Genomic DNA, 26,043 nt, shown 5'->3' on the forward strand with positions numbered 1-26,043 from the left:
GGGGATGAAAAAGAAACTTTTTCGGATTGTGGGGATGATCGCAATCAGTTTCTGTGCTATTTTACTTCTTCTCAGTCTGATTGGAACGGTGGCCGAGGCAACAGGTTTGGTTGATGATATGGTGGAAGCCGGAAATCTATATTCCCAATATTCACTTGGTAACTATCAGTTGGATTTCTATGTGGATAGTTCGTGGGATTGGCTGCCTTGGAATTGGGGGGATGGCTTAGGCAAGAGCGTGATGTATGGACTTTATGCCATTACCAATTTTATTTGGACCGTAAGTTTGTACTTATCAAATGCCACGGGCTATGTAGTTCAAGAAGCCTATAAATTGGATTTCATTTCGGATACAGCTGAAAGTATTGGGAAGAATATCCAAACCTTAGCCGGCATTACCGAAAATGGATTACAGACCTCGGGCTTCTACTTTGGATTTCTACTATTGATGATTTTAGCTCTAGGAGTTTATGTGGCGTATACAGGTCTACTCAAACGAGAAACTACCAAAGCAGTTCGAGCCGTGATTAATTTTGTGATGATTTTTCTACTTTCGGGTTCGTTCATTGCTTATGCACCTACCTATATCACAAAAATCAATGACTTTAGCTCAGATGTTAGTGAAGCGGCTCTTAGCCTTGGGACCGAGATCGTTGTACCGAATTCTGAAAGCCAAGAGAAAGATAGTGTCGATTTGATTCGGGATAGCTTATTTTCCATTCAAGTCCAACAACCTTGGTTACTCTTGCAATTTAATGATTCCAATATAGAAGAAATTGGCGAAGACCGAGTCCATAAAATCTTATCCGTGAGTCCAGATGAAAATAAAGGTAAAGATCGGGAAGAAGCGGTCAAGGCCGAGATTGAAGACAATGACAATGCGAATTTAAGTATTACCAAGACCATGAACCGCTTAGGGACCGTGGTCTTTTTGGTGTTGTTCAATATTGGGATTTCCTTCTTTGTTTTCCTCCTAACCGGGATTATGTTATTCTCCCAAATTCTCTTCATTATCTTTACGATGTTTTTGCCGATTAGTTTTTTATTGTCCATGTTGCCGACTTATGAGAGTTTGGGAAAGAAGGCGATTATTCGTTTATTCAATACGATTATGATGCGAGCGGGAGTGACCTTGGTGATTACAGCTGCTTTTAGTATCTCCACGATGTTTTACAATATTTCGGCGACCTATCCCTTCTTTATGGTAGCTTTTCTACAAATTGTGACCTTTGCCGGTATCTATTTCAAATTGGGTGACATTATGAGTATGTTCAACCTCCAGAGTAATGACAGTCAGTCAATGGCCAGACGGGTGATGCGAAGACCGCAAATGTTAATGAATCGTAAATTACGGCAACTCAATCGAAATGTGGGCCGAACTCTGGCTTTTGGTGGAGGTGCAGTAGTTGGAAATAAGTTGTCAAAGGATCAACAAAAGTCCAAATTTCATTCTTCTGGTTTTTCTCCACGAAAGAATCCATCGCTACCTAACAATAACGAGACATCACCTGATTCGACTAAGGAAAATCCAATCTCAAAAAATAAGAAACAGTCTCGAATGAATTTAGCTGGGAGAAAAATCGGCAAAGTTTTGGATACCCAAGCTTTGGTGAAAGATAAGACCAAACAAGTAAAGGATCAAGTACGAAGCACACCGACTAACTTGAAATACAATCTCCATAAAGGAATCGAAAAAACGAAAAAAGCACCAGAAGAATTCAAACGCGGACTAGTCCAAGAAAAAGCGGATCGAGGAGAGTTGCGAGAAAAACAACGACAACGTAGAGATGAAAAAATGGCTGAAAAGCGCAAAGTATTGAACGAAATAGGGAATCGTCGTGGGAAAAGAAGAGAAAATGTTCCGATTAATGCAGAGGTCCAACCTCAGAAAGATAAGACGCCGAAAAAACAAGTACCAAAGCGAATTGTGAAAGGAAATTCGAATCCCGAAATCAAACGAAACCTAATTAGTCAGGAAATTGTTCCCAAAAGAATAAGTCAACCATCAAGTAAGAAAAATTCTTTCCAACAAGTGAAACAGAGGTCTACTCTGCCCAAGCGAACCAATCAAAAAGTACAAAAAAGAATGACCCCTCGGCCAAAATCAAGGTCAGGTGAGAAAAAATGAACTTGAAAAAATTGGGTGTTATTTCGTTAACTTTTCTGACAATCTCTTTTATGGGCATCTTGATATGTGTGGGCTTGTTGTTTGGGGAAGACAGTGAAGGAAGTATTAGTTCAGGTGCTTCTCTTGGGGGAAGTAATGTCTCGGAAGAAGTTTTGAAACACCGTGCAATGGTGGAAAAATATGCCAAGGAATCAAGCATCTCAGAATATGTCCCGATTCTTTTAGCGATTATTCAAGTGGAATCTGGTGGCACAATGGAAGATGTCATGCAGAGTTCTGAATCGGCAGGCTTACCACAAAATTCGTTAAGTACCGAGGCATCCATCAAACAAGGATGTCTCTATTTTGCGTCTTTGGTTAAGCGTTCCAAAGAACTGGGATGCGATCAGGATAGTATTATTCAAGCGTATAACTATGGTGGCGGGTATCTAGATTATGTCGCGAAAAACGGAAAGAAGCATAGTTTTGCTTTAGCTGAATCTTTTTCAAAGGAAAAATCGGGCGGTCAAAAAGTCGATTACCCTAATCCCATCGCGATTAAGGAAAATGGTGGATGGTGCTATAACTACGGCAATATGTTTTATTGCTTGTTGGTGAAGCAATACTTAACTACAACACAGTTTGATGATAAAACAGTCCAAGGAATTTTTGACGAGGCCTTTAAGTATGAAGGAACGGCCTATGTATTTGGTGGCTCAAGTCCAGAAACGGGTTTTGATTGTAGTGGTTTGACCCAATGGTGTTATGCCAAAGTTGGTTTGAAACTCCCTCGGGTCGCTCAGGAACAGTATGATGTTATGACTCATATTAATTTAAAAGATGCCAAACCGGGTGATTTGATTTTCTTTCATTCAACCTATGATGCCGGTACTTATGTAACTCATGTGGGTATTTATGCAGGGGAGAATCGCATGTTTCATGCAGGCGATCCAGTGGGCTGGACAAATTTAACAGAAAGCTATTGGCAGCAGCATCTTATCGGAGCTGGCCGATACAAATAAGAGAAAAGAGGAAAAATAATGAAGATAAAAATTGAACGGAGTCAAAAGGAAAAGACCCTAAAAAAGAAGAAAGAACGAGTCATTTCAGTGGGCAAGCATCGAAAAATGGTGCTCGCCCTTTGGGTTTTATTATCTTGTAGTCTTACTTTTGGAATCTACAAAAACTTCACTGCCATTGATCAGCACACGATTCATGAGAAAGTGGTTCTAAAAGAGAAAGTAGTGAATACTTCTGGTGTTGAAAATTTTACAAAGGATTTTGCGAAAGAATATTTTTCGTGGAAGAATAACAAAGAAGCAATTGAAAAAAGAATGAGTACTCTTGAACAGTACCTTACAGAAGAAGGTTTCTCTTTAAGCCGAGATATGGTTCGAGCAGATATTCCCACAAGTTCCGAAGTTCAATCTGTAAAAATTCTAGATGTTGAAAAACACTCGGAAGAATTTGTCGTGTCATTTCTAGTGGATCAAAAGATTACAGAAGGAAAAAAGACACAATCAATTTCTTCAGCATATCGAGTGATAATCTTTGAAGATGAAAATGGGAATCATATAGTAATAAGTTTGCCTACTATGGTTGGCAAACCAGAGAAGGCACAGTATGAAGATAAACAATTAGAAAGCGATTCAGAAATTGATGCCAAAACAAAGGAAGAAATTACTGAGTTTTTAGAGACATTTTTCAACCTATATCCAGCAGCATCAGAAAAGGAACTTGAGTACTATGTTGAAAACAAAGCAGTTCAACCAATTAATAGTAATTTAAAATTTGTAGGATTAATTAACCCTATCTTTCAACAAAAAGGAAAAGAAATTCAAGGAGAATTCTATGTCAAATATCTTAATATGACAACTAAAGTAAGTAGTACTTTTCAGTATACCTTTCTATTAAAAAAGAGCGAAAATTGGAAAATTACAAAGACGAAATATAATTAGTATTGCTTTTATTCGTTTCAATGATTTTTTTGGTTATGATAAAATCAATAAATCTAGTTAATAAATGAACAATTAATTATAGAATAAAAGTATTAAATTTTAAAGGAAAGACTCATTAATTTTACTACAATTACAAACAAAATGAGTTTCTTATAATTAGTCATCCAAAGATTGGACTATGTAACAGCGTTCTTTATTATTTTTAATAATGTATCTTAATAGTTAATTACTTTTTCAACTAAGTTTATTATCTCTTTTATAAAAATGAAAAACAATAAAATGAACGCTCATTTTATTTGACAAAATAATTATCACTTGATATCATCATTGCATAATTTATTACGAGGCCAAAATAATAAATTGTTTATTTTTCAAATAAGTAATTCTTTCTTTAAGGATATAGCTTTTATGATAAGCAGTTTTAAAAGTAGTAGTAAAAAATTTAGTATATTAACAAACAAATAGAATAGACATTTCTTAGTTTTAATTGGTAGAAGAATTTTAATTTATATCATAGGTTTATTTCTTTTGTAAGAAATTCATTTCTTAACGGCTTTTATAGCTTTGTTCGTTAGGAGCCGTAAGGAAGGTTGCTAATTGTAGTAAAACTGATGGCAATCTAAATCAGTTTTAGTAATTCAATAAATTAAAGGAGAAAGCTATGAAGATAAAAACAAAAAAATACTTTTATGAAATTTCAGATTTTGTCTCTTTTATTGAAAATGAAAGGAAAAAACAGTATGAAGATCCAGAATTAACTTCTTATGACTTAATTTTAGTTAATATTGTGAAAGACTTAAGTTCTAGAGCTAAAAACCTTATCAAAACAATAGATGGTAATAATTTCAAATGTTCCATGGAATCATTAATAGAAATTGATGCGAAAGTTTCAGAATATCTTTTTCATTTAATCACTTGTAAATTTTTAAATAATGATGATGTAAATAAGTGTATTGAAAGTGTAGAAAAAGATAGTCTAGACGATTATTATTATAGCTTAGATTATGAAGATGTACTGAATGAATATAAAGTTATTGTCTATTCAAAATTACAAAGACGATATTAGTTATTGTATTTTTGGACATTGAAAGAATACAAACGAGGGGTACTATGCGAAAAAGTATAAAAATAATACTATCACTGATTTTATTTCTCTTATTTTTTCCACTAGCACATACGATAATCTCCATGCAAAGTGTTGCTAGTCTATCATTTTATTTCTTACCATTTACAGAATACACTTTTATTGGAAGTAGTATGTCTCAATTTTTATTTTGGATTAGTGTATTCTTACTAATATTATTAATTATTAGTCTACTTATTATCTTATTTTATCCTAGTGAAAGTTCTTTTATTCAAAAAAATAAGAACACTGGAAAAATAGCTATTCAGAAAAAAGCTATTGAAAACTTTGTACTAATTATGGCAAAAGAAGAACCTTTTATTGTTGATCCAACAGTAAAAGTCGCAATTAAGAAAAAGAAAATTAAAATATATGTAAAAGGAAAATTACGCAAAGCTTTTCAAACAATGGAAAAACAAACAGCATTTACAAGAAAGATAAATGCTGATTTGAATGAATTATTTGGTATAGAACATACGATTATTACAGATGTAATATTTAAGAATTATCATGGGAAAAATACAGATACTAAATCAAGAGTTTTATAGGAGGAAACGATGAGAGAAATTGTATCAAAGAACAAATATCCTATAATTTTTGGGTTTTTTGGTTTTTCTTTAGGACTATTAATGTTGATATTAGGCTTTATTAAAACATTAATATTAATATTAGTTACTTGTAGTGGCATTTACTTGGGAATTCACTTGGATTCTATTGAATTTTTCGATAGTAAAAAGAAGTAGTTAATAGCCGTTTTTCGGTTAATAATAATTTTTATATTTTTAGGAGGAAAAATAATGGAAAACAAAACAATTAATGCAAAAAAAGATATTGAAAAGAAAGATATATCAAAAACTTTTGAGGATGTTAAAGGAGAACTAGTTTTTGAAGATAAAGTAATCCAAAAAATAATTGGAATTGCGATAGATAAGATTGACGGTCTTTTAACGATTGATGGAGGTTTCTTCTCAAATATAGCTGGTAAATTAGTGAATACAGATAGCAATACTTCTGGTGTGGATGTTGAAGTAGGAAAAAAACAAGTTGCAGTAGATCTTTCAATAGTAGCTGAGTATGGTAAAGATGTAACTTCAATTTATGAAAAAATGAAACAAGTTATTTCAGAAGAAGTTAAAAAGATGACAGGATTAGATGTGATTGAAGTTAATGTAAATGTTGTAGACGTAAAAACGAAAGAACAACATGAAAAAGATTCTGTTACTCTACAAGATCATCTTTCAGATGCTGCTTCTGTAACTAGTGAATTTGTCACAAAACAAACCGAAAAAACAAAAGAAGCTTTTGGCACAGCAAGTGAAAAAGTAAGCGATGGTGTCCAAGATGTTAAAGACAATGTTAAAGAAGCAAAAGAACCACGGGTCAAATAATTATCAGTTTCTTTAATTTAAAAATCTCCTAATAAAATAGATACGGAATAATAAAAGTCCCGTTCTATTGGCTCTTCGACATTTAGTGTTGGTAGAGAAAGATACAACTGAAAATTTAGTTATAACCAGTTAGGTAGAGTGCTTAACTTATTTTTGTGGCTCTTTGTCAATAAGGACTGATGAGTTGTGCAAAATCAAATCTGGGTCAGAATGAACCACATTCTGGCTCAGATTTTTTGTTATCTCACTTTGATTAATTGATTGATCAAAGAGATTCTAATCCTCATGTTCTCGAATGATTTAAATCCGTAGGATACTCGTTTTATCACTTTTATCTTGTTGTTTGTTCCTTCCAATGCACCATTGCTATACCTGGTTTTTAAAGCATATTGAATCCCTAATTTATATTTATTTAAAAACGTCAGTTTCTTACAAAACCATTGTGGGAGGTATTGATCTAAGCTGTTGATCGTATCGAAAAAGCTTTGGCTGTCCTTGTGTTTAAAGTGATAGAGGTGTAGCTGACAGGTCTCGTAAGCTCTTGTTAATTGCTCGTCATAACTCAAAAGTTCATCGACGATCGCTTTTTGCGTCATTGGTCTACAAAAGGATCGATTATATTGATAATTGGAACTATACAGATCATAGGCATACTTAATGAGTAATTTCCAGAATCGCTTCAATCGTCGATACTTTTTCGGTTCTGTTTTTTGAAAGCTATTCATTGTTTTAATTCGCAACTGATTTAATGCCCGAGTGATTTGTTGGACAATGTGAAAGCGATCGGTCACGATTTTGGCGTTTGGGAAAGACCGCCTTTACAAGTTCAAAATAATGGGCATTCATATCCATCACGACGTATTTCACGTTCGCTCGTGCTTTTCGAGTGAATGAATTTAAGGAAATATGGTTTTAAGAAAGCCAGGCGGCGATTCTCCAATACACCGATTAATTACTGGGTCAGCCCATTCATAAAAACAAAACTCATTTTTCCACTGCAGGACTTCATCGATTTGAACTCGTCAAAACAAAGGACCGAAGGTAATGTGTCAAAACGAGGATGATACGTTTTTAAACAGGTGTGCAGGACACGCAGAACGGTTACGTCAGAGACAAAATAGCGATTGGCAATTTCTTTTCTTGTTGTATTCTTCGCCAGTTCCAAGGCAATTTGAACCTTTAATTCCTTTGAAAGATAGCAGTTTTCATCCACCAAATTGGTCTGAGCGTTGCGTTGAATGTCGACTGACATTCTTTACAGTAAAAGTGCGTACCTACCAAGCGTAATTCTGTTTTGGTTGCTCGATAAGGTAAAAGTTGGACTTTTGTTTTGTGTGAGCCATTCTTGATGATTTGTCCTTCATTTTTGATGCCACATTTACGGCAATCGCTTGGTATATAGCTAAGTTTGGCATGGATAAGATTGGTGCGAAACCTCTCTTCTTCTACAGTCTCTAACCATTCTTCTTCGAAGAATAAATTTTCATCTGTTAAACCTAACAATTTTCTAGTACAATGATCCATGGAGATATCCTTTTTTGGTTTGGTTTTGTTTTAGTCGACTAAATTCTACCAGTTAGGCTATCTCTTTTTCTATCTTTTTTTACAAAAAAAGTGTCAGTAGAAAATCCGTAGATTTTCCTCCAACACTAAATATTGTAGAACCAAATTTTATTTTATTGGAAATAGAATTTTCTGTAATTTATCTCTATGAAATAATTATTTTTACGATATTTAGTTTTTCTATATATAAAAGTAGGAAATATCTAAAAAATGAGTGATCGTTTTTAAATACTGAGTGTGTTATACTATTTTAAATTATATTTTCAGGAGATATCTATGTATAAAACAGCAAATAAATTGTTTAATAGACTCAAAATAGAAAAAAAGGAAATTATATTAACTCATATTTTGGATGAGTTTGGTAGAATTGGTTATAATTCAGCTTCTGTACGGAAAATTGCCAAGGAAGCACATTTAAGCGTAGGTTCATTATATCAATACTTTAACAATAAAGAAGGAATGTTAGCAGTAGCAATAGAGCATATTTTTGCTATTTTAGAGGAATATATTATTATTATTAACAATACCCCTTTAAAGCTGGAAAACCGTTTAGAAGTAATGTTTGAAATGATTTTGGAGCTAGGAAGAAAACATCCTGAACTGATTGTATTTTATAATAAAATTCCTAGTGATGAGCAAATGATAAATGAATGGGTTAAACAGTTTTATGATAATAAAAGTTTTTTTGAAATATACTGGAACACTGTTAACGAACTACAAAAGAAAAATGAAATTAGTGAAAAAATAGATCCAGTTGTATATACTTTTATTATCGATACAATGATGCTATCTGGCGAGCTACTCCAAAACACGCAGTATCAAACAATAAAAGCTGAAATTTTTCTGGAAGATACTATAAAGAGTTCATTAATATTAAAAGAGAATGTCATCGATACGCTATCTTTAATTGCGAAGGAGTAAGATGAGCTTATGTCAATAATTAATAAAAACAATAAGCGAGAAGAAGTTATAATTATTGCAATGGAACATTTTTCTAAATTTGGTTATGAAAAAACAAAACTTTTAGATATTGCTAATGAATCTAAAACTAGTACTACTATTATATATAGTTTTTTTAAAACAAAACACGATCTTTATGAAGCAGTGATAGAGTATAATTTAAATAAAATAAACTGTGAATTAGAAAAAATTGTTGATAAAAGCTCTACAATCAATGAATACATTACAAATATAATTGATAGAGTACGCATAATCTCTGATAAGAAGCAATTATTTTTAAATTTTTACATGCTTATTTCAACTAATTCTGTTCAGATTAAAAACATAGAAATTGTAAAAGAGTTTGAACGAAAAAAGTTTTCTTACTATTTAAAATTTATAGAACATCCCAAAGTAAATGATCGCTATACAATACTATTTATAGATAATATAGTTAATATTTATATCTATTCGTATTTTAACGAATTCTATCGAAAAAAAATATTACTTTACCTATCGCTATATCAACAAGATGAACAATCTATAGAATTTGAAAAAATTCTTTTAACACAACTGAAAATATTGATAGAAAGAAGACTTTTTTCAAAAAATAACTGATGAGCTGTGTAGAAAATGATCAGTTACAAATTATGGGACTAATAATTCAAATATTGGTCTTACATCTACCCCAGAAAGTTAGACTAAAATCTCACTTCTGGATTCACTACACTCTTAAGTCCAATAATCATAAAGTACAAAAACAGATTAAAAACAAATATCTGGTAAATCTATCCACGATTTCAGTAAATCACTGTCAATAATCAATTTAAAAGGCAGGTTTTCCGCTATTTACAATTCACTCTACAACTTGGTATTTTGGCTGTTTTTATGTTTTTCTCCCCAGATTTCAATAATTGGTTTAAATACTTGATTTGAATATTCGGTTAATTTAATTGCTGCAGAAAGATTTAGTTTTTCTACTTTTCGACTACCTGATTTTAAGCTTGAAATAGTGCTTTTACTTAACCCTGTTCCCGCTACTAAGTCTTTTATGGATTCTTGTTTCAATATCCGTTTGATTTTTTCAATATCAGCGACTCCTTTTTCCAAAAAAAAGACTCCTTTTTATATCAAATTTTTAAATACTGTAGTAATAATATAGCACATTTTCGTATGCTGTGGTAATATAACCTGAAAATCTAAGAAAGGGAGCAAAATACAAGAAATTATACTCAGTTACTAAGTTAAAAAAATTACGGTATACTATAAATGAAAGTAATTTCTTCTAAAATAGATAGTAATCTAATTTTCTTTTATATACTAAAATTAACTTTAAAAGAAGATTATTACTTAATGTTTTTTAACTGTTTATATATTTTTGTTTCTAATTATTTGGGCAAAAAAACTGAAAAAGAACCGGCGCTTTTTGCTAAAAAAACGTGCAAACATCACCATTATGAATACGAAACATGGAAAAGTTTCCGAGCACCAAAATACCTATTTCTTACTAAAGCGATGATGATTGATTGCTTGGCTTTTCTACGCCATTGAAGGAGACGTATCCCTATTTTCATGAATTAGTTGAAGCCTTTCGAGACAAAGACCCTGACTTATTTTTCTCCTTATTGGCAGAACTTCCCGAAACGTCAGAAGGCTTTTGGGAGAAGCTTCAAAGCTTTCTGGCCTATGAAGAAGGCATCATTAATGCGATAATCTATCCTTATTCCAATGGAAAAATAGAAGCGAAGAATACTCATATAAAGACATCGAAACGAGTATCCTACGGCTATCGAAATTTCCATAACTTTCGAGCAAGAATTTATGGCTCTATAATTTATGGGACTGATGAATCAGAATTGATTCTTCAGTCCCATTTTCATTTTAGGTATTAAAAAACATATCGTTCTCTAGTATGATTAAATCACCACAAAATAAACAACTGAGAGGACGATATGCTATATGAATGATTCTATCAAAAAAATGCTGAGAATAATAGAGAAAGATTTGATGATTACAGAGGTCTCTTACGAGACCCTTCAGAAGAAAAAGACGTTGGTCGTCGATGCTGTTCTCTCGCCTGCTCCTCGTGCTTGTAGAAGTTGTGGTTCTACTGTGGTAGATGGAAACGGGAAAGCAATTATAGTGAAAAATGGGAAGAAGGAAACGATTGTCCGTTTTGAACAATACAATCATATGCCTTTGGTTATGCGCCTAAAAAAGCAGCGTTATACCTGTAAAAACTGCCGAACCCATTGGACTGCTCAAAGTTATTTTGTCCAACCCAGACATTCAATCGCAAATCATGTTAGATATAAAATTGCTTCTTTACTGACTGAAAAAGTATCTTTATCTTTTATTGCGAAAAGCTGTCAGGTATCTTTGACCACCGTTATTCGTACATTGAAAGAGTTTAAAAGTTATTTGCCAAAGCAATCTAAGAAGATTCTCCCAAGAGTATTGATGGTTGATGAATTTCGTTCGCATGCTTCCATAGAAGATAAAATGAGCTTTATTTGCGCGGATGGCGAAACAGGAAAATTAATAGATGTTTTGCCTACGCGTAAATTACCCCGATTAACAAGCTATTTCTTAAAGTGTACCAATCCAGAAGAAGTAGAATTCTTGGTGACAGACATGAACGCCGCCTACTTCCAGCTCACCAAACGTGTTCTGCCAAATGCGAAAGTAGTGATTGATCGGTTTCATATTGTCAAACACATGAATCAAGCGTTCAATGAGTTGCGTATCCGTGAAATGAATGAACTTCGTAAAGCAGGACAGAAAAGCCAGACAGAAAAACTGAAAAAGAACTGGCGCTTTTTGCTAAAAAATCGTGCAAACATCAACCATTATGAATACAAAACATGGAAAAGTTTCCGAGCACCAAAATACCCATTTCTTACTGAAGCAATGATGATTGATCGATTGCTTGAGTTTTCTACGCCCCTGAAGGAGGCGTATCCCTTTTTTCATGAATTAGTTGAAGCCTTTCGAGACAAAGACCCTGACTTATTTTTCTCCTTATTAGCAGAACTTCCCGAAACGTTGGATGACAGCTTTCGGGAAAAGCTTCAAAACCTTCTGACCTATGAAGAAGGCATCACCAACGCAATGATCTATCCTTATTCCAATGGAAAAATAGAAGCGAAGAATACCCACATAAAGACAATGAAACGAGTATCCTACGGATTTAAATCATTCGAGAACATGAGAATTAGAATCTTTTTGATCAATCAATTAATCAATGTAAGATAACAAAAAATCTGAGCCAGAATGTGGTTCATTCTGACCCAGATTTGATTTTGCACAACTCATCAGTCCTTATTGACAAAGAGCCAATAAATTCCATTTGCTTATTTCTTTAGTTTTCTTCTCTTTTCTTAAATAATCCTAATAAAAGACCCCAGAAACCGATTAATGCTACTCCTATAACAGAGAACTCTGTATTACTTTTTTCTCCAGTTTTAGGAAGTATTTTATTATTGGTTTCTGTAGATTTATTATTCACTTTCGACGAATCTTTTGATATAGGGGTGGTTTTATCAGAATTTGTAATATCAATTATAATTGAATTATCTTCTCCTTTTAAATTTTGTTTATTAGCAACCGTATTATCTTTAACTGTTACTGGCACCTTAACCGTTGTACTTGATCCATCTGGGAAGGTGACTTTCACTTCTCCTGTGTATTCGCCTACTTGTGTAGTGTCCACTGGCGTGACTACTTCTACCATACTTCCTTCCGGAAGATTAAGAATATTGTCTGTTAGATCAACTTCTTCCCCTTTATGAACTTCTTCCGGCATAATTTGTTCTGGATCGATCGTTGGAATCGGATTGATTTCTACCCAGTCTACTCTATCTTTAACTGTTACTGGCACCTTAACCGTTGTACTTGATCCATCTGGGAAGGTGACTTTCACTTCTCCTGTGTATTCGCCTACTTGTGTAGTGTCCACTGGCGTGACTACTTCTACCATACTTCCTTCCGGAAGATTAAGAATATTGTCTGTTAGATCAACTTCTTCCCCTTTATGAACTTCTTCCGGCATAATTTGTTCTGGATTGATCGTTGGAATCGGATTGATTTCTACCCAGTCTACTCTATCTTTAACTGTTACTGGCACCTTAACCGTTGTACTTGATCCATCTGGGAAGGTGACTTTCACTTCTCCTGTGTATTCGCCTACTTGTGTAGTGTCCACTGGCGTGACTACTTCTACCATACTTCCTTCCGGAAGATTAAGAATATTGTCTGTTAGATCAACTTCTTCCCCTTTATGAACTTCTTCCGGCATAATTTGTTCTGGATTGATCGTTGGAATTGGATTGATTTCTACCCAGTCTACTCTATCTTTAACTGTTACTGGCACCTTAACCGTTGTACTTGATCCATCTGGGAAGGTGACTTTCACTTCTCCTGTGTATTCGCCTACTTGTGTAGTGTCCACTGGCGTGACTACTTCTACCATACTTCCTTCCGGAAGATTAAGAATATTGTCTGTTAGATCAACTTCTTCCCCTTTATGAACTTCTTCCGGCATAATTTGTTCTGGATCGATCGTTGGAATTGGATTGATTTCTACCCAGTCTACTCTATCTTTAACTGTTACTGGCACCTTAACCGTTGTACTTGATCCATCTGGGAAGGTGACTTTCACTTCTCCTGTGTATTCGCCTACTTGTGTAGTGTCCACTGGCGTGACTACTTCTACCATACTTCCTTCCGGAAGATTAAGAATATTGTCTGTTAGATCAACTTCTTCCCCTTTATGAACTTCTTCCGGCATAATTTGTTCTGGATCGATCGTTGGAATTGGATTGATTTCTACCCAGTCTACTCTATCTTTAACTGTTACTGGCACCTTAACCGTTGTACTTGATCCATCTGGGAAGGTGACTTTCACTTCTCCTGTGTATTCGCCTACTTGTGTAGTGTCCACTGGCGTGACTACTTCTACCATACTTCCTTCCGGAAGATTAAGAATATTGTCTGTTAGATCAACTTCTTCCCCTTTATGAACTTCTTCCGGCATAATTTGTTCTGGATCGATCGTTGGAATCGGATTGATTTCTACCCAGTCTACTCTATCTTTAACTGTTACTGGCACCTTAACCGTTGTACTTGATCCATCTGGGAAGGTGACTTTCACTTCTCCTGTGTATTCGCCTACTTGTGTAGTGTCCACTGGCGTGACTACTTCTACCATACTTCCTTCCGGAAGATTAAGAATATTGTCTGTTAGATCAACTTCTTCCCCTTTATGAACTTCTTCCGGCATAATTTGTTCTGGATCGATCGTTGGAATTGGATTGATTTCTACCCAGTCTACTCTATCTTTAACTGTTACTGGCACCTTAACCGTTGTACTTGATCCATCTGGGAAGGTGACTTTCACTTCTCCTGTGTATTCGCCTACTTGTGTAGTGTCCACTGGCGTGACTACTTCTACCATACTTCCTTCCGGAAGATTAAGAATATTGTCTGTTAGATCAACTTCTTCCCCTTTATGAACTTCTTCCGGCATAATTTGTTCTGGATCGATCGTTGGAATTGGATTGATTTCTACCCAGTCTACTCTATCTTTAACTGTTACTGGCACCTTAACCGTTGTACTTGATCCATCTGGGTACGTAACTTCTATCGTTCCTTCATACTTACCTGGTTGAGTTGTATCAATGACACCTTCTGGTGTAACATCGTTCACTTTCGTGCCTTCCGGCAACTCTTCAAGATTAGTTACATTATCCGTTAAATCAATCGTTCCTCCGTAGTTGACTTCTTCTTTTTCTACTTCTGGAGTATATTTTTCAGCATCATTTCGATTGTCCACTACTTCCACTGGAACTTTCACTGTATCTTTTGTTCCATCCGGGTACGTAACTTCTATCGTTCCTTCATACTTACCTGGTTGAGTTGTATCAATGACACCTTCTGGTGTAACATCGTTCACTTTTGTGCCTTCTGGCAGCTCTTCCAAGTTAGTTACATTATCCGTCAGATCAATCGTTCCTCCGTAGTTGACTTCTTCTTTTTCTACTTCTGGAGTATATTTTTCAGCATCATTTCGATTGTCCACTACTTCCACTGGAACTTTCACTGTATCTTTTGTTCCATCTGGGTACGTAACTTCTATCGTTCCTTCATACTCACCTGGTTGAGTTGTATCAATGACACCTTCTGGTGTAACATCGTTCACTTTCGTGCCTTCTGGCAGCTCTTCCAAGTTAGTTACATTATCCGTCAGATCAATCGTTCCTCCGTAGTTGACTTCTTCTTTTTCTACTTCTGGAGTATATTTTTCAGCATCATTTCGATTGTCCACTACTTCCACTGGAACTTTCACTGTATCTTTTGTTCCATCCGGGTACGTAACTTCTATCGTTCCTTCGTACTCACCTGGCTGGGTTGTATCAATGACACCTTCTGGTGTAACATCGTTCGCTTTCGTGCCTTCTGGCAGCTCTTCCAAGTTAGTTACATTATCCGTCAGATCAATCGTTCCTCCGTAGTTGACTTCTTCTTTTTCTACTTCTGGAGTATATTTTTCAGCATCATTTCGATTGTCCACTACTTCCACTGGAACTTTCACTGTATCTTTTGTTCCATCCGGGTACGTAACTTCTATCGTTCCTTCATACTCACCTGGTTGAGTTGTATCAATGACACCTTCTGGTGTAACATCGTTCACTTTCGTGCCTTCTGGCAGCTCTTCCAAGTTAGTTACATTATCCGTCAGATCAATCGTTCCTCCGTAGTTGACTTCTTCTTTTTCTACTTCTGGAGTATATTTTTCAGCATCATTTCGATTGTCCACTACTTCCACTGGAACTTTCACTGTATCTTTTGTTCCATCTGGGTACGTAACTTCTATCGTTCCTTCGTACTCACCTGGCTGGGTTGTATCAATGACACCTTCTGGTGTAACATCGTTCGCTTTCGTGCCTTCTGGCAGCTCTTCCAAGTTAGTTACATTATCCGTCAGATCAATCGTTCCTCCGTAGTTGACTTCTTCTTTTTCTACTTCTGGAGTATATTTTTCAGCATCATTTCGATTGTCCACTACTTCCACTGGAACTTTCACTGTATCTTTTGTTCCATCCGGGTACGTAACTTCTATCGTTCCTTCATACTCACCTGGTTGAGTTGTATCAATGACACCTTCTGGTGTAACATCGTTCACTTTCGTGCCTTCTGGCAGCTCTTCCAAGTTAGTTACATTATCCGTCAGATCAATCGTTCCTCCGTAGTTGACTTCTTCTTTTTCTACTTCTGGAGTATATTTTTCAGCATCATTTCGATTGTCCACTACTTCCACTGGAACTTTCACTGTATCTTTTGTTCCATCCGGGTACGTAACTTCTATCGTTCCTTCATACTCACCTGGTTGAGTTGTATCAATGACACCTTCTGGTGTAACATCGTTCACTTTTGTGCCTTCTGGCAGCTCTTCCAAGTTAGTTACATTATCCGTCAGATCAATCGTTCCTCCGTAGTTGACTTCTTCTTTTTCTACTTCTGGAGTATATTTTTCAGCATCATTTCGATTGTCCACTACTTCCACTGGAACTTTCACTGTATCTTTTGTTCCATCCGGGTACGTAACTTCTATCGTTCCTTCATACTCACCTGGTTGAGTTGTATCAATGACACCTTCTGGTGTAACATCGTTCACTTTCGTGCCTTCTGGCAGCTCTTCCAAGTTAGTTACATTATCCGTCAGATCAATCGTTCCTCCGTAGTTGACTTCTTCTTTTTCTACTTCTGGAGTATATTTTTCAGCATCATTTCGATTGTCCACTACTTCCACTGGAACTTTCACTGTATCTTTTGTTCCATCCGGGTACGTAACTTCTATCGTTCCTTCATACTCACCTGGTTGAGTTGTATCAATGACACCTTCTGGTGTAACATCGTTCACTTTTGTGCCTTCTGGCAGCTCTTCCAAGTTAGTTACATTATCCGTCAGATCAATCGTTCCTCCGTAGTTGACTTCTTCTTTTTCTACTTCTGGAGTATATTTTTCAGCATCATTTCGATTGTCCACTACTTCCACTGGAACTTTCACTGTATCTTTTGTTCCATCCGGGTACGTAACTTCTATCGTTCCTTCATACTTACCTGGTTGAGTTGTATCAATGACACCTTCTGGTGTAACATCGTTCACTTTTGTGCCTTCTGGCAGCTCTTCCAAGTTAGTTACATTATCCGTCAGATCAATCGTTCCTCCGTAGTTGACTTCTTCTTTTTCTACTTCTGGAGTATATTTTTCAGCATCATTTCGATTGTCCACTACTTCCACTGGAACTTTCACTGTATCTTTTGTTCCATCCGGGTACGTAACTTCTATCGTTCCTTCATACTTACCTGGTTGAGTTGTATCAATGACACCTTCTGGTGTAACATCGTTCACTTTCGTGCCTTCCGGCAACTCTTCAAGATTAGTTACATTATCCGTTAAATCAATCGTTCCTCCATAGTTGACTTCTTCTTTTTCTACTTCTGGTTCATAAAATTCAGCATCACTAGAAAGTTTCTTATAATATAAATTAATGACATTTCCATCTTTTTGTGTAATTATTAAACTTTCAGGATCGGCAGTCACAAACTCATAATTACTAATTTCGTATGTTTCCCCCATATCCATTCCATTAATTTCTTGACCAAACGTAGAAACTAAATAGGTTGATTCACGTAACTTCAATAATTGTTCTGTATCCTTGGTTGAATAATCATAGAAATTAATAGTAGTAGGGAATAAATTAATGTAACTTGAAGCAAGTGAGTTTCTTACTACTCTCTCTTGATCATTTTTTTTATCCGTAAACCATGTTTTAATTTCTGCTGATACCAATTGATCTTCATCTTCAATTAGAGGTTTAGGCATAACAGGAATATCAATAAAGTTTGCACCAACAAATGGTGAGGAACTCAAAGTATTCATAAAGCTCTCAACAGCATTAACGTAGTAAACTCCGTTTTCATACTGACCAGCTTTATCCTTGTTGACTTCAATTTTTATTTTATTATCTACAAACATATTCTTTTTCAACATGACAGGTGCATTTGATCCACCGTCATGATGGTTGATACTATTTTCTCTGTATACTTGCCAAATCGTAATATAATCATCATCTGAAACTAAATTTAATATTTGTGGATCAATCTCAATATTAAATGAAACAGGTCGACCTAAATCAAGTGCCGTTCCATATAAAAGGTTATTCATGATTGTATTCTGAACTCTAATCAGACTTTTATCAGTTCCTTCGAGAATATTACTGAACTGACCATCGCTCCCCATTTGCTTTCCTTCATAAGTAGTAGTAATTGTATGGATAGATGGTGAATTTAACCAATTTGAACTATTTTCTTCTGGCTCTTCTTGTGAAAGATCAATAATAGTATTCTTATTTAAACTTTCTTTAGCAATAGTTGCAACACCAGAACTTGATTGACCTTGTAAACGAAGTTGAACACCAAACTTATCCCTTCCAAGTTCTTGCTGTAACTCTGCGACATCTTTTGATAATTTTATATAGATATTTGCTTCATATCTCTCAGCCTCGAGAGGAACTGATGGAAATACACCCCAGTTTCCAGATAACGCACCTCGGTCCTTAGGTTTTACACCTGGAATACGTGTAAAAAATTTATCTAATAATACACGATAGATTCCGCCAGTTGTTTGATCTACTTGTGCATAAGCATCACTTACACCGGTCGGGGTTCCGAAAGTATTTACATCACTCAATGTATTAGCATCTACTTTTTCAAAATATCGTTGGTAACCAACTTGCGCACCGATGTTTACAGTATTTTTTATGTTGATTTCTTTAATATATTTCATAAGCTCTGGATCCACACGAAGATAAATCCAATCAATTGCAGCTGGTGTTGCTGCAGCTCTATAGGCCATTTTTAAATGCAATTGGGTAGGATCATCCTTTTTTACACCCACATACGTAATTCCAGTCTGGGTAATCAAAGTTCCAGAAATGTTAGAATTGTCTGGTAGTGCCCAATCTTCTAAAAAAGTTTCTCCAGTTTGAACATCCAAACTCCTAATTCTTCTGCGTAAAGTACTTGATGCTGGTGACGAAAGATTTTCCTCTGATAAAGACGTACTGTCTTTTTTGTCTATTTTTTGTGGAGTAGCATTTTCTATATCTGTACTAGTGTCCTCTAAATTGACGAAATCTCTTGGTGTATCAGATAAAACTGTCGTATCTTTATCTACTTCTTGAGTATTACTTTTTATACTTTCTTCTGTAGCTCCTGTCATCTGATTCTCAACTGAAATATCATCACCGTTATCTTCATGGGGATTCATTTCTAATTCTTGAACAGCATCATTATCAGTCGAGTCTTCATTTTGAATAATAAACTCTGACTGAACTTCAATACTATCTTCAGATAAATTTGTAGTTTCTAGATTGTTAGTAGATTCATCAAATGAATTTTCTGATCCAGAAACGTTTGCTTTCGAATCTAGTTCTAGTTCGTTATTTATAGAGCTATCTTCCGACATATCAATATTTTGTTTTTCCTCTGAATTACTTTCTTTTAGACCAGAATTAGTCAAACTAGATTGGATTTCACTTGATTGATTTATCTCTGTTGTTTCACTAGCAAAAGAAACTGTAGGATAAGAAATTAATCCTATTCCTAAAAAAATTGCACCGATAATGAAAGAAGCCGCTCCACCTCCTCCTTTTTTCTTTTTAATTGCGTACTTAAACTGCTTCTCCGTTTTTTGATAAAACATACTATTTATCCTCCTTACATAAAAATTAGCTGAAAATAAAACTGAAAACGAACGTTCATTTTATTAAAAATAGTAAAACACGTCCGATTTATCATATAATATATTAAAATATATTTTCAATAATTTCAATATGAACGATCATTTTTTACCCTTCTATTAAATATATTTATATTGTGTCCATTTAGCCTTTTTCCTCGTTGTTAATAATGAAAGGAGAAAACGCTGAAACTAGAAGAAGAAAAAAATGCAATTTATAAACAAATGAGAATAATACTCGAAGAAAGGAGGAATCTTAGTAGAGATTAATATGAGTTAAAAGCGAGACTTTTTTCAATATACAATATCAATTCACTTAATAAGCCGAATAAGGACGAATATAAAAATAATGATTATCACTAAAAAATTAGAAACTATTTCTAGATAGGATGAGTTACTAACAATATATTGGGGAAAGGACAAATAAACAAGTGCTTTCATACTCAACTATCAGTTTGACCGGTGTGCCAATTCTAAAAAGTACAGGCCATCCACTATCAAATAAAGAAATCTTCAAAAATTCAACCAATCATCTTGGTTTAAGCATTTCCTACGATAACTTAACTCATAATATTTTTCTCAAAATAAACATTGATAGTAAAGTAACATCAATGTATAAAGAGATTATATTATAGAGTTTATTGATAAGTATAGATTGCATTAGCTTCTTTTCACGCTTTCTGTTCATTCTCCTTTTAAATTTGATTGGAAGAAGTGAGTAGAATGTCAGAAAATGATGAACGCGTGAATGCCCAACTTATTCGTTTTTTTGAAAAGGTCATCGAGAATACCGCAAACTCCTATTTTAAAAAGCAGAAAAAGATAAGAGACCATGAACAACTCGATCAATTTCCTCAACATTTCTTTACTGAAAATAAAATCAAAGTCAAGCAACCTGTTCCTATTTTAAATATAACTTTTAAAGTTGAAGATGCCAAATTAGCTAAGATTATTCCTTTGTTAAAAGAAAAAGAACAGATATTTCTTGTTGAAAAATTTATTTTCGACAAGACAGATAAAGAGATTGGAGAATCTTTAGGTATTACGAGACAAGGAGCCACTAATCTAAAGCATCGCCTTTATCAAAAAATCCAAGAATTGCTTATTTAAAAATTATTCACTCGATTTTAATTTCAATTCTGATACGACCACCTCCTGTAAAAAACATTTAAATTTATGGAAAGGAAAAGGGTCTATGAATACATTGAAAGAAGATTTCATTTTAGCGAAATCTGGGAATGAAGAAGCCATTGAAGCCATTCTTAAAAGATTTAGCTCTTTGATACACAAAAAATCGTGGAGAAACGGAAAATACGACCAAGATTGCTATCAGGAGTGTATGATCGCAGTATATCTTGCAATATCAAAATTTGAAATCAAAACATAAAAACATGGGAGATGCCTTTTGCTTCTCCCTTTCTTCATGTCTACTTCAAATTTTCCATCAAATTTCTTAGCTCATTTTAAGTGAATTTCTTACAGTTTTTTCTACCATCTTTACTATCAGGATATCTTTCTATTTTTGAAGTAGATCCGTTATTGACTTATAATTAAAAATAATGTAGTGCTTGTGTTTATATTAGTTATTATACTTGACACACTTTATCAGTTTTTTTTATTTAACTTTTCTTCTGAAAGAGAAACTACAAATATATTATTTTACCTATCAACAAAAATAATAAAAAAGGATTATTTTATTATTGATAATAGTATATTTTACCCATTTAAACCAAAGCTCTTCTATCTAAAAATCTATTTTTTGAATGAATCAAAGGATTACATCAAAATTTTTAAGATAGTTAATCTACTAGTCGCTCATCATTCATACCAAAATATTGATGCAATGGCTTTTGTTTTCCTGACAATAATTGATTGATTGTCAGGAATTCGTATCCTTTATTTTTTAACATAGTGATCAATCCTGGTACAGCTTTGACTGATTCAGGATGGATATCATGGATCAGGATAATTGCCCCATTAAAGATGTTCTGTTTGACAACATTATTGATTGCTTCAGGATTTCTTGATTTCCAATCCAGCGAATCAATATTCCATTGAATAATTGGCATACCAATTGCCTCAGCACTCTTTTTATCGATAGCACCATAAGGGGGACGGATATTGCGAGGTAAGACACCCGTAGCTTTGAAAATTGCTTTATTAGCTTTATTCATTTCACTTTGTAATTTTTCTATCGAAAGTGTATTCAATTGTGGATGAGAATACGAATGACATGCTACCTCATGACCCTCGTCGTGGACTTGTTTTGCAACATCTGGATTTTGATCCACCATCTGTCCTAACATGAAAAAAGTAGCTTTCACGTTATCTGTTTTTAGTATATTCAACAAATCAAGTGTTGAGCTATTATTTGGACCATCATCAAAAGTAAGAGCGACGTACTTTTTATTTTCATCTAATGCAGGTAATGTATCTTTTATACTTTCTTGCGAAACCAGATCTGTATCAATGAATGGCGCAATATCTTTGTATTTTAGAGTGACTTTAGAAGTTCCAGTTGAATTTTTTGGTAAGACGATAGTCAATTCATCAGGTGTATAAGTCATTTTACTATCATAAGAAATTCTATCCATTGTTAATACAGCATCAATGATTTTTTCAGGTTCTTTGGCTTGATCAAGTATGGATTGCTGAATCACCTGTTGAATACCTAAGAGACTTCCTTCATCTGGAATCAAATCCTTATTTGTGATTTCTTTGCCAGTTTTTTCGGAAACATAAATGGCTTTCTCAGAAATACTGTCTGGCTTTTTAAAATTTTCCTTACTGCGATCCCAGATAAAACTATCTGCTTCAATTCTATACTGACCAATTTTAGAAGATATTGCTGTTGCTTTTATTCTGGCAACTGTAAGCACTTCTTTTTCACGATGCTTTTTTTGTTGCTTTTGAGCAAGCTCGTCTAAGAGCTGGTTTGCATTTTTGAAAGGAACAGTATTTTCATCAACTGGACGGTAAACAAGGCACTTATTTTCTCCGTCATTTATAATATCTATTTTCGTTGAAATTCCAATTTGGTCTTGCTCTTCTTGGATTGAAGCCATGAGATTTTTTGCAGCAGTTTCATATTTGGCTTGATCTTCTGCTTCTTGCTGTTTTAATGTATAAACAATATAGCCGCTAGTAGCGACAATTACTAGAATAAGTGCGGTAAATAATGCGAATATATACTTGCTATAATTAGATTTTTTCTTCGGTATTTTTAGTTGTTTGTTTTCATTCCCGTTTTTTGAGGTTATAGTTTCATTCAATTGACCTGAATTTTTATAGGTATCAGGTTCTTGTCTATGACGTTGACTACGACATGCATAAGTATTTTTGTCAGACATATGACTTTATCCCTCCATTTATCATAGTAAAGTAAAATAAAACAGCGCAATTGTAATAATAATTTTTGCAGGAAAGTTTTCTCTATTATTCTTTTACTTTCAGCGCAGTAATTATGGCTGGTCCCTCACCACTTTAGATATTGTGTCTACTTAATGTTCAACTCAGTTTTCAACATCATTAGAATCGCTAGTTTTGATTTTAGTTTTTGGGAGTATGCCCTTCGATAGTTTAATGAGTATGGTTGAAGTATTTAAATCACTAATAATTGTCTAGGATTAAATATAAATTATTTTCCAAACTTATTCTATTTAATTAAACAAAATATTTTAATAACTTGACCATTAGTATTTAATCAAACAGAGTCACTTGTTTTGATAGTGTTGCCAGTTTTATTGCTATTTAAATTATTCACTATTAAGCAAAAAGTTATTTTTTCATAATTTCTACTGGAAGAAATTTTCTTTTTCTTTTTGTGCTTTTGATTAATCATCTTATCACCTTATAAAGTCTCTTTTATAACATCAAAGCAAACTATTTATTAGTTTCCTAAAGAATTCACCGTAGTAATAGCACTTAGTATGAGAGTCTAAAATACTTTAATAAGCATATTTGTACGTACACCAATTTAAATTATTTTATTATATATATATTTCTTCCTACTCGCTTGTAGGGAGCGTCAATAATTTTGTGTAAATGATTCTTCCCTACTGCAGATTGTTTCTAATTCTCAATCAGTTGGCTTAGCATTTGTTCAAGTTCGCCTTCGGCCTGTTGAAAGCCTTTATGACTGCGACCTAGGAATTTTTGGTTGTAAGTATCAAAAGACGAAACTAAGAAACGTTCCATCGACTCTTCGTTTTGGAACTGTTCCTTGCGGTGGCTGTATTTCTTGATTTGCTTATTAAAGGATTCAATCAAGTTCGTAGAATAAATACTCTTGCGTATGGCCAAGGGGAAATCATAGAAAGTGAGCAAGTGATCGTTCGAAAGAATCGATTCAACCACTTTTGGATAGCTGGTTTTCCATTTTTCCGCAAAAGCACCACGTGCTTCCAACGCCACCTCTTTAGATGAGGCTTGATACACCATTTTAAAATCATCACAGACTTCCTTACGATCATCGACACGCACTTTGTGACTGATATTACGGGAAACGTGTACACAACAATGTTGAAAACGAGCTTTGGGATAGAACCGACTAATCGCTCCTACCATCCCCTTTAAGCCATCCGTGATGAACAGGAGGACATTTTTCAAACCGCGCTCTTGAAGGTCCAATAAAATTTCCTCCCAAATCGTGATGGATTCAGTCGGTGCAATCGCATAGCTCAATACTTCCTTTGATCCGTCCGGGCGAATGCCAACTGCGATATGAATAGCTTCCTTGGCGACGGTTTTCCGCTTTAACGGAATATACGTTGCGTCCATATAAATAGCAGCATAACGGTCATGAAGCTCCCGCCCTTTAAACGCCGTTACCTCTTCTGTAAATGATTTTGTTATATTGGACATGGTTTGGGGCGTGTAGTGATGCCCATACATTTTCTCAATCAAGTCTGCGATTTACGACATGGTAATACCTTTTCGGAAGAGGTGAATGACGGTCTCCTCTAACGTGTCATTCGTCCGTCTATAAGCAGGAACAGTCTGTTGCTTGAACTCACCATTGCGGTCGCGCGGAATCTGGAGATGAAGTTCCCCATACTCGGTCTTGACCGTACGGTCATAGGAGCCGTTACGAGAATTACCCGTGTTAAAACCAATGCGATCATACTTTTCGTAATCTAGGAAAGCCGTTAACTCCGTTTTGAGAAGCGTATTGACTGCTTTCTCCAAATGGACACGGAATAATTCATTCAAATCGCCTTTGTTCGCTAGAGTCTTTAGAATTTCTGTAGTAAAATCGTTCATAGGGAAGTCCTCTCTTCTGTGAATGTGTTGTGGTAACTCTATTCTACAGAAGGGACTTCCTTTTTTCTATTTACACAAAATATTTTACACTCTCTATTTATTTGCAACGAATTATATAAAAATAACCCCTTCAATAAAAAATTAACGATCGCTGATTACTTATAAATCTTTACGCTCTAGTTTCACAACAGTTCCATTCTTTCTAAAAAACATACTCATTTTTTTTCTTTTCTAGAATTCATTTTTTGATTCTTTTCTTTTAGTTCTTGACCTTTTCCACCTTCAAAATATTTAAACAAACCTCTTTCAAAAGCATTTTTAGGTTTTGGACAATAAGGAATCCCTTTTTTCTTCATATAAACACCTCATTAAACTATTTAATCTATTTTACACCATTACATTATCAAAATAACAAATGTATTAAAAGATAAATTTTTATTAAAACCATCTTGACCTTTTAGGAGATTTCATTGTGATTTCTTTTTATTCTCCTGTATTTTCCTACTTTTTTTGTTGAACAATTTCATATACCCAATCTAAGTGACCATCGGTGAGGGTGCTTTTACAACGAAAGGCCAAACAATACAATAGGCGGAAAAACTTTTCCCTACAGTATCCCCTTGTTTTGTCCTAGCATACGTTATGATCCAAAATCACGTCGATGAACGCTTAGCTATACGAAAATGACTAACCAAAATAAAAATGAGATAAATAGAAACAACAAAATGAAATCTCTCAAAAGATCGCCCGCCTTAGAGACACTTGCTTCCTTTCTTCTTTTACTCTCCTATAGCTTAGCAATTAAGGGGGCCACTCGTGTCATCTTGCTAGCTAGTTATGAATGCCGTAATAAGCCTCCTAATATATAGGCAGACTGCCAATTATATCTGATTCAATCC

The 26,043-nt window shown here is 34.6% G+C and carries 16 protein-coding genes and 3 pseudogenes; 13 read left to right on the plus strand and 6 right to left on the minus strand.

From position 1 onward, the window contains the following. Positions 1 to 4: 4 nt before the first annotated feature. From IGI71_RS16685 to IGI71_RS16715, 7 genes are all read left to right on the plus strand, one after another. On the plus strand, positions 5 to 2,128 hold the full coding sequence (locus tag IGI71_RS16685) for a CD3337/EF1877 family mobilome membrane protein (protein ID WP_368264755.1): 2,124 nt from the start codon (positions 5 to 7) through the stop codon (positions 2,126 to 2,128). Continuing rightward, the gene (locus tag IGI71_RS16690) at positions 2,125 to 3,129 is read left to right on the plus strand and encodes a lysozyme family protein (protein ID WP_368264756.1); all 1,005 of its coding nucleotides are present in this window, start codon (positions 2,125 to 2,127) and stop codon (positions 3,127 to 3,129) included. Before IGI71_RS16685 ends, IGI71_RS16690 begins: the two co-directional genes overlap by 4 nt. An 18-nt stretch (positions 3,130 to 3,147) precedes the next feature. Then, positions 3,148 to 4,065: a conjugal transfer protein gene (locus tag IGI71_RS16695; protein WP_428208175.1), complete on the plus strand. Its 918-nt coding sequence runs from the start codon at positions 3,148 to 3,150 to the stop codon at positions 4,063 to 4,065. A 661-nt stretch (positions 4,066 to 4,726) separates the two neighbouring features. Then, entirely contained in the window at positions 4,727 to 5,131 is a 405-nt protein-coding gene (locus IGI71_RS16700) for a hypothetical protein (protein WP_368264758.1), read from the plus strand. A gap of 44 nt (positions 5,132 to 5,175) precedes the next feature. Beyond that, positions 5,176 to 5,736 (plus strand): alkaline shock response membrane anchor protein AmaP, encoded by a 561-nt coding sequence (amaP, locus tag IGI71_RS16705; RefSeq protein ID WP_428208174.1) that lies wholly within the window; start codon positions 5,176 to 5,178, stop codon positions 5,734 to 5,736. 9 nt (positions 5,737 to 5,745) lie between these two features. Continuing rightward, on the plus strand, positions 5,746 to 5,931 hold the full coding sequence (locus IGI71_RS16710) for a DUF2273 domain-containing protein (RefSeq protein WP_368264760.1): 186 nt from the start codon (positions 5,746 to 5,748) through the stop codon (positions 5,929 to 5,931). Between the two features lie 54 nt (positions 5,932 to 5,985). Further along, positions 5,986 to 6,576 (plus strand): Asp23/Gls24 family envelope stress response protein, encoded by a 591-nt coding sequence (locus IGI71_RS16715; protein WP_368264761.1) that lies wholly within the window; start codon positions 5,986 to 5,988, stop codon positions 6,574 to 6,576. Between the two features lie 239 nt (positions 6,577 to 6,815). Here the strand turns inward: IGI71_RS16715 and IGI71_RS16720 are convergent. Continuing rightward, positions 6,816 to 8,100: pseudogene (locus IGI71_RS16720) on the minus strand (ISL3 family transposase). A gap of 315 nt (positions 8,101 to 8,415) precedes the next feature. Here IGI71_RS16720 and IGI71_RS16725 point away from each other — a divergent pair. Together IGI71_RS16725 and IGI71_RS16730 are read left to right on the plus strand one after the other, a co-directional pair. Beyond that, a complete protein-coding gene (locus tag IGI71_RS16725; protein ID WP_137264914.1) occupies positions 8,416 to 9,060 on the plus strand; it encodes a TetR/AcrR family transcriptional regulator in 645 nt (214 codons plus the stop codon). A gap of 9 nt (positions 9,061 to 9,069) precedes the next feature. Then, complete coding sequence (locus IGI71_RS16730) at positions 9,070 to 9,696, plus strand: TetR/AcrR family transcriptional regulator (protein ID WP_137264915.1); 627 nt, start codon at positions 9,070 to 9,072, stop codon at positions 9,694 to 9,696. A 243-nt stretch (positions 9,697 to 9,939) separates the two neighbouring features. On the opposite strand, the gene IGI71_RS16735 is transcribed toward IGI71_RS16730, so the two are convergent. Beyond that, entirely contained in the window at positions 9,940 to 10,188 is a 249-nt protein-coding gene (locus IGI71_RS16735; protein ID WP_137264916.1) for a hypothetical protein, read from the minus strand. A gap of 286 nt (positions 10,189 to 10,474) precedes the next feature. Here IGI71_RS16735 and IGI71_RS16740 point away from each other — a divergent pair. Both IGI71_RS16740 and IGI71_RS16745 read left to right on the plus strand, forming a co-directional pair. Further along, positions 10,475 to 10,970, plus strand: a pseudogene (locus tag IGI71_RS16740) (transposase); the annotation flags it as partial. A gap of 67 nt (positions 10,971 to 11,037) precedes the next feature. Continuing rightward, positions 11,038 to 12,333: an ISL3-like element ISEfa11 family transposase gene (locus IGI71_RS16745; RefSeq protein ID WP_311811219.1), complete on the plus strand. Its 1,296-nt coding sequence runs from the start codon at positions 11,038 to 11,040 to the stop codon at positions 12,331 to 12,333. A 106-nt stretch (positions 12,334 to 12,439) separates the two neighbouring features. On the opposite strand, the gene IGI71_RS16750 is transcribed toward IGI71_RS16745, so the two are convergent. Beyond that, the gene (locus IGI71_RS16750) at positions 12,440 to 19,846 is read right to left on the minus strand and encodes a Rib/alpha-like domain-containing protein (RefSeq protein WP_430615988.1); all 7,407 of its coding nucleotides are present in this window, start codon (positions 19,844 to 19,846) and stop codon (positions 12,440 to 12,442) included. Positions 19,847 to 20,605: 759 nt separating this feature from the next. Between IGI71_RS16750 and IGI71_RS16755 the strand changes: the two genes are divergently transcribed. Continuing rightward, positions 20,606 to 20,992, plus strand: a complete 387-nt coding sequence (locus IGI71_RS16755) for a sigma-70 family RNA polymerase sigma factor (RefSeq protein ID WP_270274406.1) — start codon at positions 20,606 to 20,608, stop codon at positions 20,990 to 20,992. A gap of 85 nt (positions 20,993 to 21,077) precedes the next feature. After that, a complete protein-coding gene (locus tag IGI71_RS16760) occupies positions 21,078 to 21,269 on the plus strand; it encodes a helix-turn-helix domain-containing protein (RefSeq protein WP_137264906.1) in 192 nt (63 codons plus the stop codon). Between the two features lie 412 nt (positions 21,270 to 21,681). On the opposite strand, the gene IGI71_RS16765 is transcribed toward IGI71_RS16760, so the two are convergent. The 3 genes and pseudogenes from IGI71_RS16765 to IGI71_RS16775 form a co-directional block, all read right to left on the minus strand. After that, positions 21,682 to 23,232, minus strand: a complete 1,551-nt coding sequence (locus IGI71_RS16765) for a polysaccharide deacetylase family protein (protein WP_430615990.1) — start codon at positions 23,230 to 23,232, stop codon at positions 21,682 to 21,684. A gap of 721 nt (positions 23,233 to 23,953) precedes the next feature. Then, positions 23,954 to 25,144: pseudogene (locus IGI71_RS16770) on the minus strand (IS256-like element ISLgar5 family transposase). Positions 25,145 to 25,359: 215 nt separating this feature from the next. Then, entirely contained in the window at positions 25,360 to 25,500 is a 141-nt protein-coding gene (locus tag IGI71_RS16775; RefSeq protein ID WP_368264292.1) for a hypothetical protein, read from the minus strand. Positions 25,501 to 26,043 lie beyond the last annotated feature (543 nt).

The sequence above is a fragment of the Enterococcus sp. DIV1279b genome (genome assembly GCF_050531515.1).
In the GTDB taxonomy this organism is placed as follows: Bacteria; Bacillota; Bacilli; order Lactobacillales; family Enterococcaceae; genus Enterococcus_D; species Enterococcus_D casseliflavus.

Bases quoted from the DNA above. Each gene is read 5' to 3' on its own strand.
- IGI71_RS16685 (WP_368264755.1), top strand. From the start codon at position 5: ATGAAAAAGAAACTTTTTCGGATTGTGGGGATGATCGCAATCAGTTTC.
- IGI71_RS16690 (WP_368264756.1), top strand. From the start codon at position 2,125: ATGAACTTGAAAAAATTGGGTGTTATTTCGTTAACTTTTCTGACAATC.
- IGI71_RS16695 (WP_428208175.1), top strand. From the start codon at position 3,148: ATGAAGATAAAAATTGAACGGAGTCAAAAGGAAAAGACCCTAAAAAAG.
- IGI71_RS16700 (WP_368264758.1), top strand. From the start codon at position 4,727: ATGAAGATAAAAACAAAAAAATACTTTTATGAAATTTCAGATTTTGTC.
- amaP (WP_428208174.1), top strand. From the start codon at position 5,176: ATGCGAAAAAGTATAAAAATAATACTATCACTGATTTTATTTCTCTTA.
- IGI71_RS16710 (WP_368264760.1), top strand. From the start codon at position 5,746: ATGAGAGAAATTGTATCAAAGAACAAATATCCTATAATTTTTGGGTTT.
- IGI71_RS16715 (WP_368264761.1), top strand. From the start codon at position 5,986: ATGGAAAACAAAACAATTAATGCAAAAAAAGATATTGAAAAGAAAGAT.
- IGI71_RS16725 (WP_137264914.1), top strand. From the start codon at position 8,416: ATGTATAAAACAGCAAATAAATTGTTTAATAGACTCAAAATAGAAAAA.
- IGI71_RS16730 (WP_137264915.1), top strand. From the start codon at position 9,070: ATGTCAATAATTAATAAAAACAATAAGCGAGAAGAAGTTATAATTATT.
- IGI71_RS16745 (WP_311811219.1), top strand. From the start codon at position 11,038: ATGAATGATTCTATCAAAAAAATGCTGAGAATAATAGAGAAAGATTTG.
- IGI71_RS16750 (WP_430615988.1), bottom strand. From the start codon at position 19,846: ATGTTTTATCAAAAAACGGAGAAGCAGTTTAAGTACGCAATTAAAAAG.
- IGI71_RS16755 (WP_270274406.1), top strand. From the start codon at position 20,606: ATGTCAGAAAATGATGAACGCGTGAATGCCCAACTTATTCGTTTTTTT.
- IGI71_RS16760 (WP_137264906.1), top strand. From the start codon at position 21,078: ATGAATACATTGAAAGAAGATTTCATTTTAGCGAAATCTGGGAATGAA.
- IGI71_RS16765 (WP_430615990.1), bottom strand. From the start codon at position 23,232: ATGTCTGACAAAAATACTTATGCATGTCGTAGTCAACGTCATAGACAA.
- IGI71_RS16775 (WP_368264292.1), bottom strand. From the start codon at position 25,500: ATGAAGAAAAAAGGGATTCCTTATTGTCCAAAACCTAAAAATGCTTTT.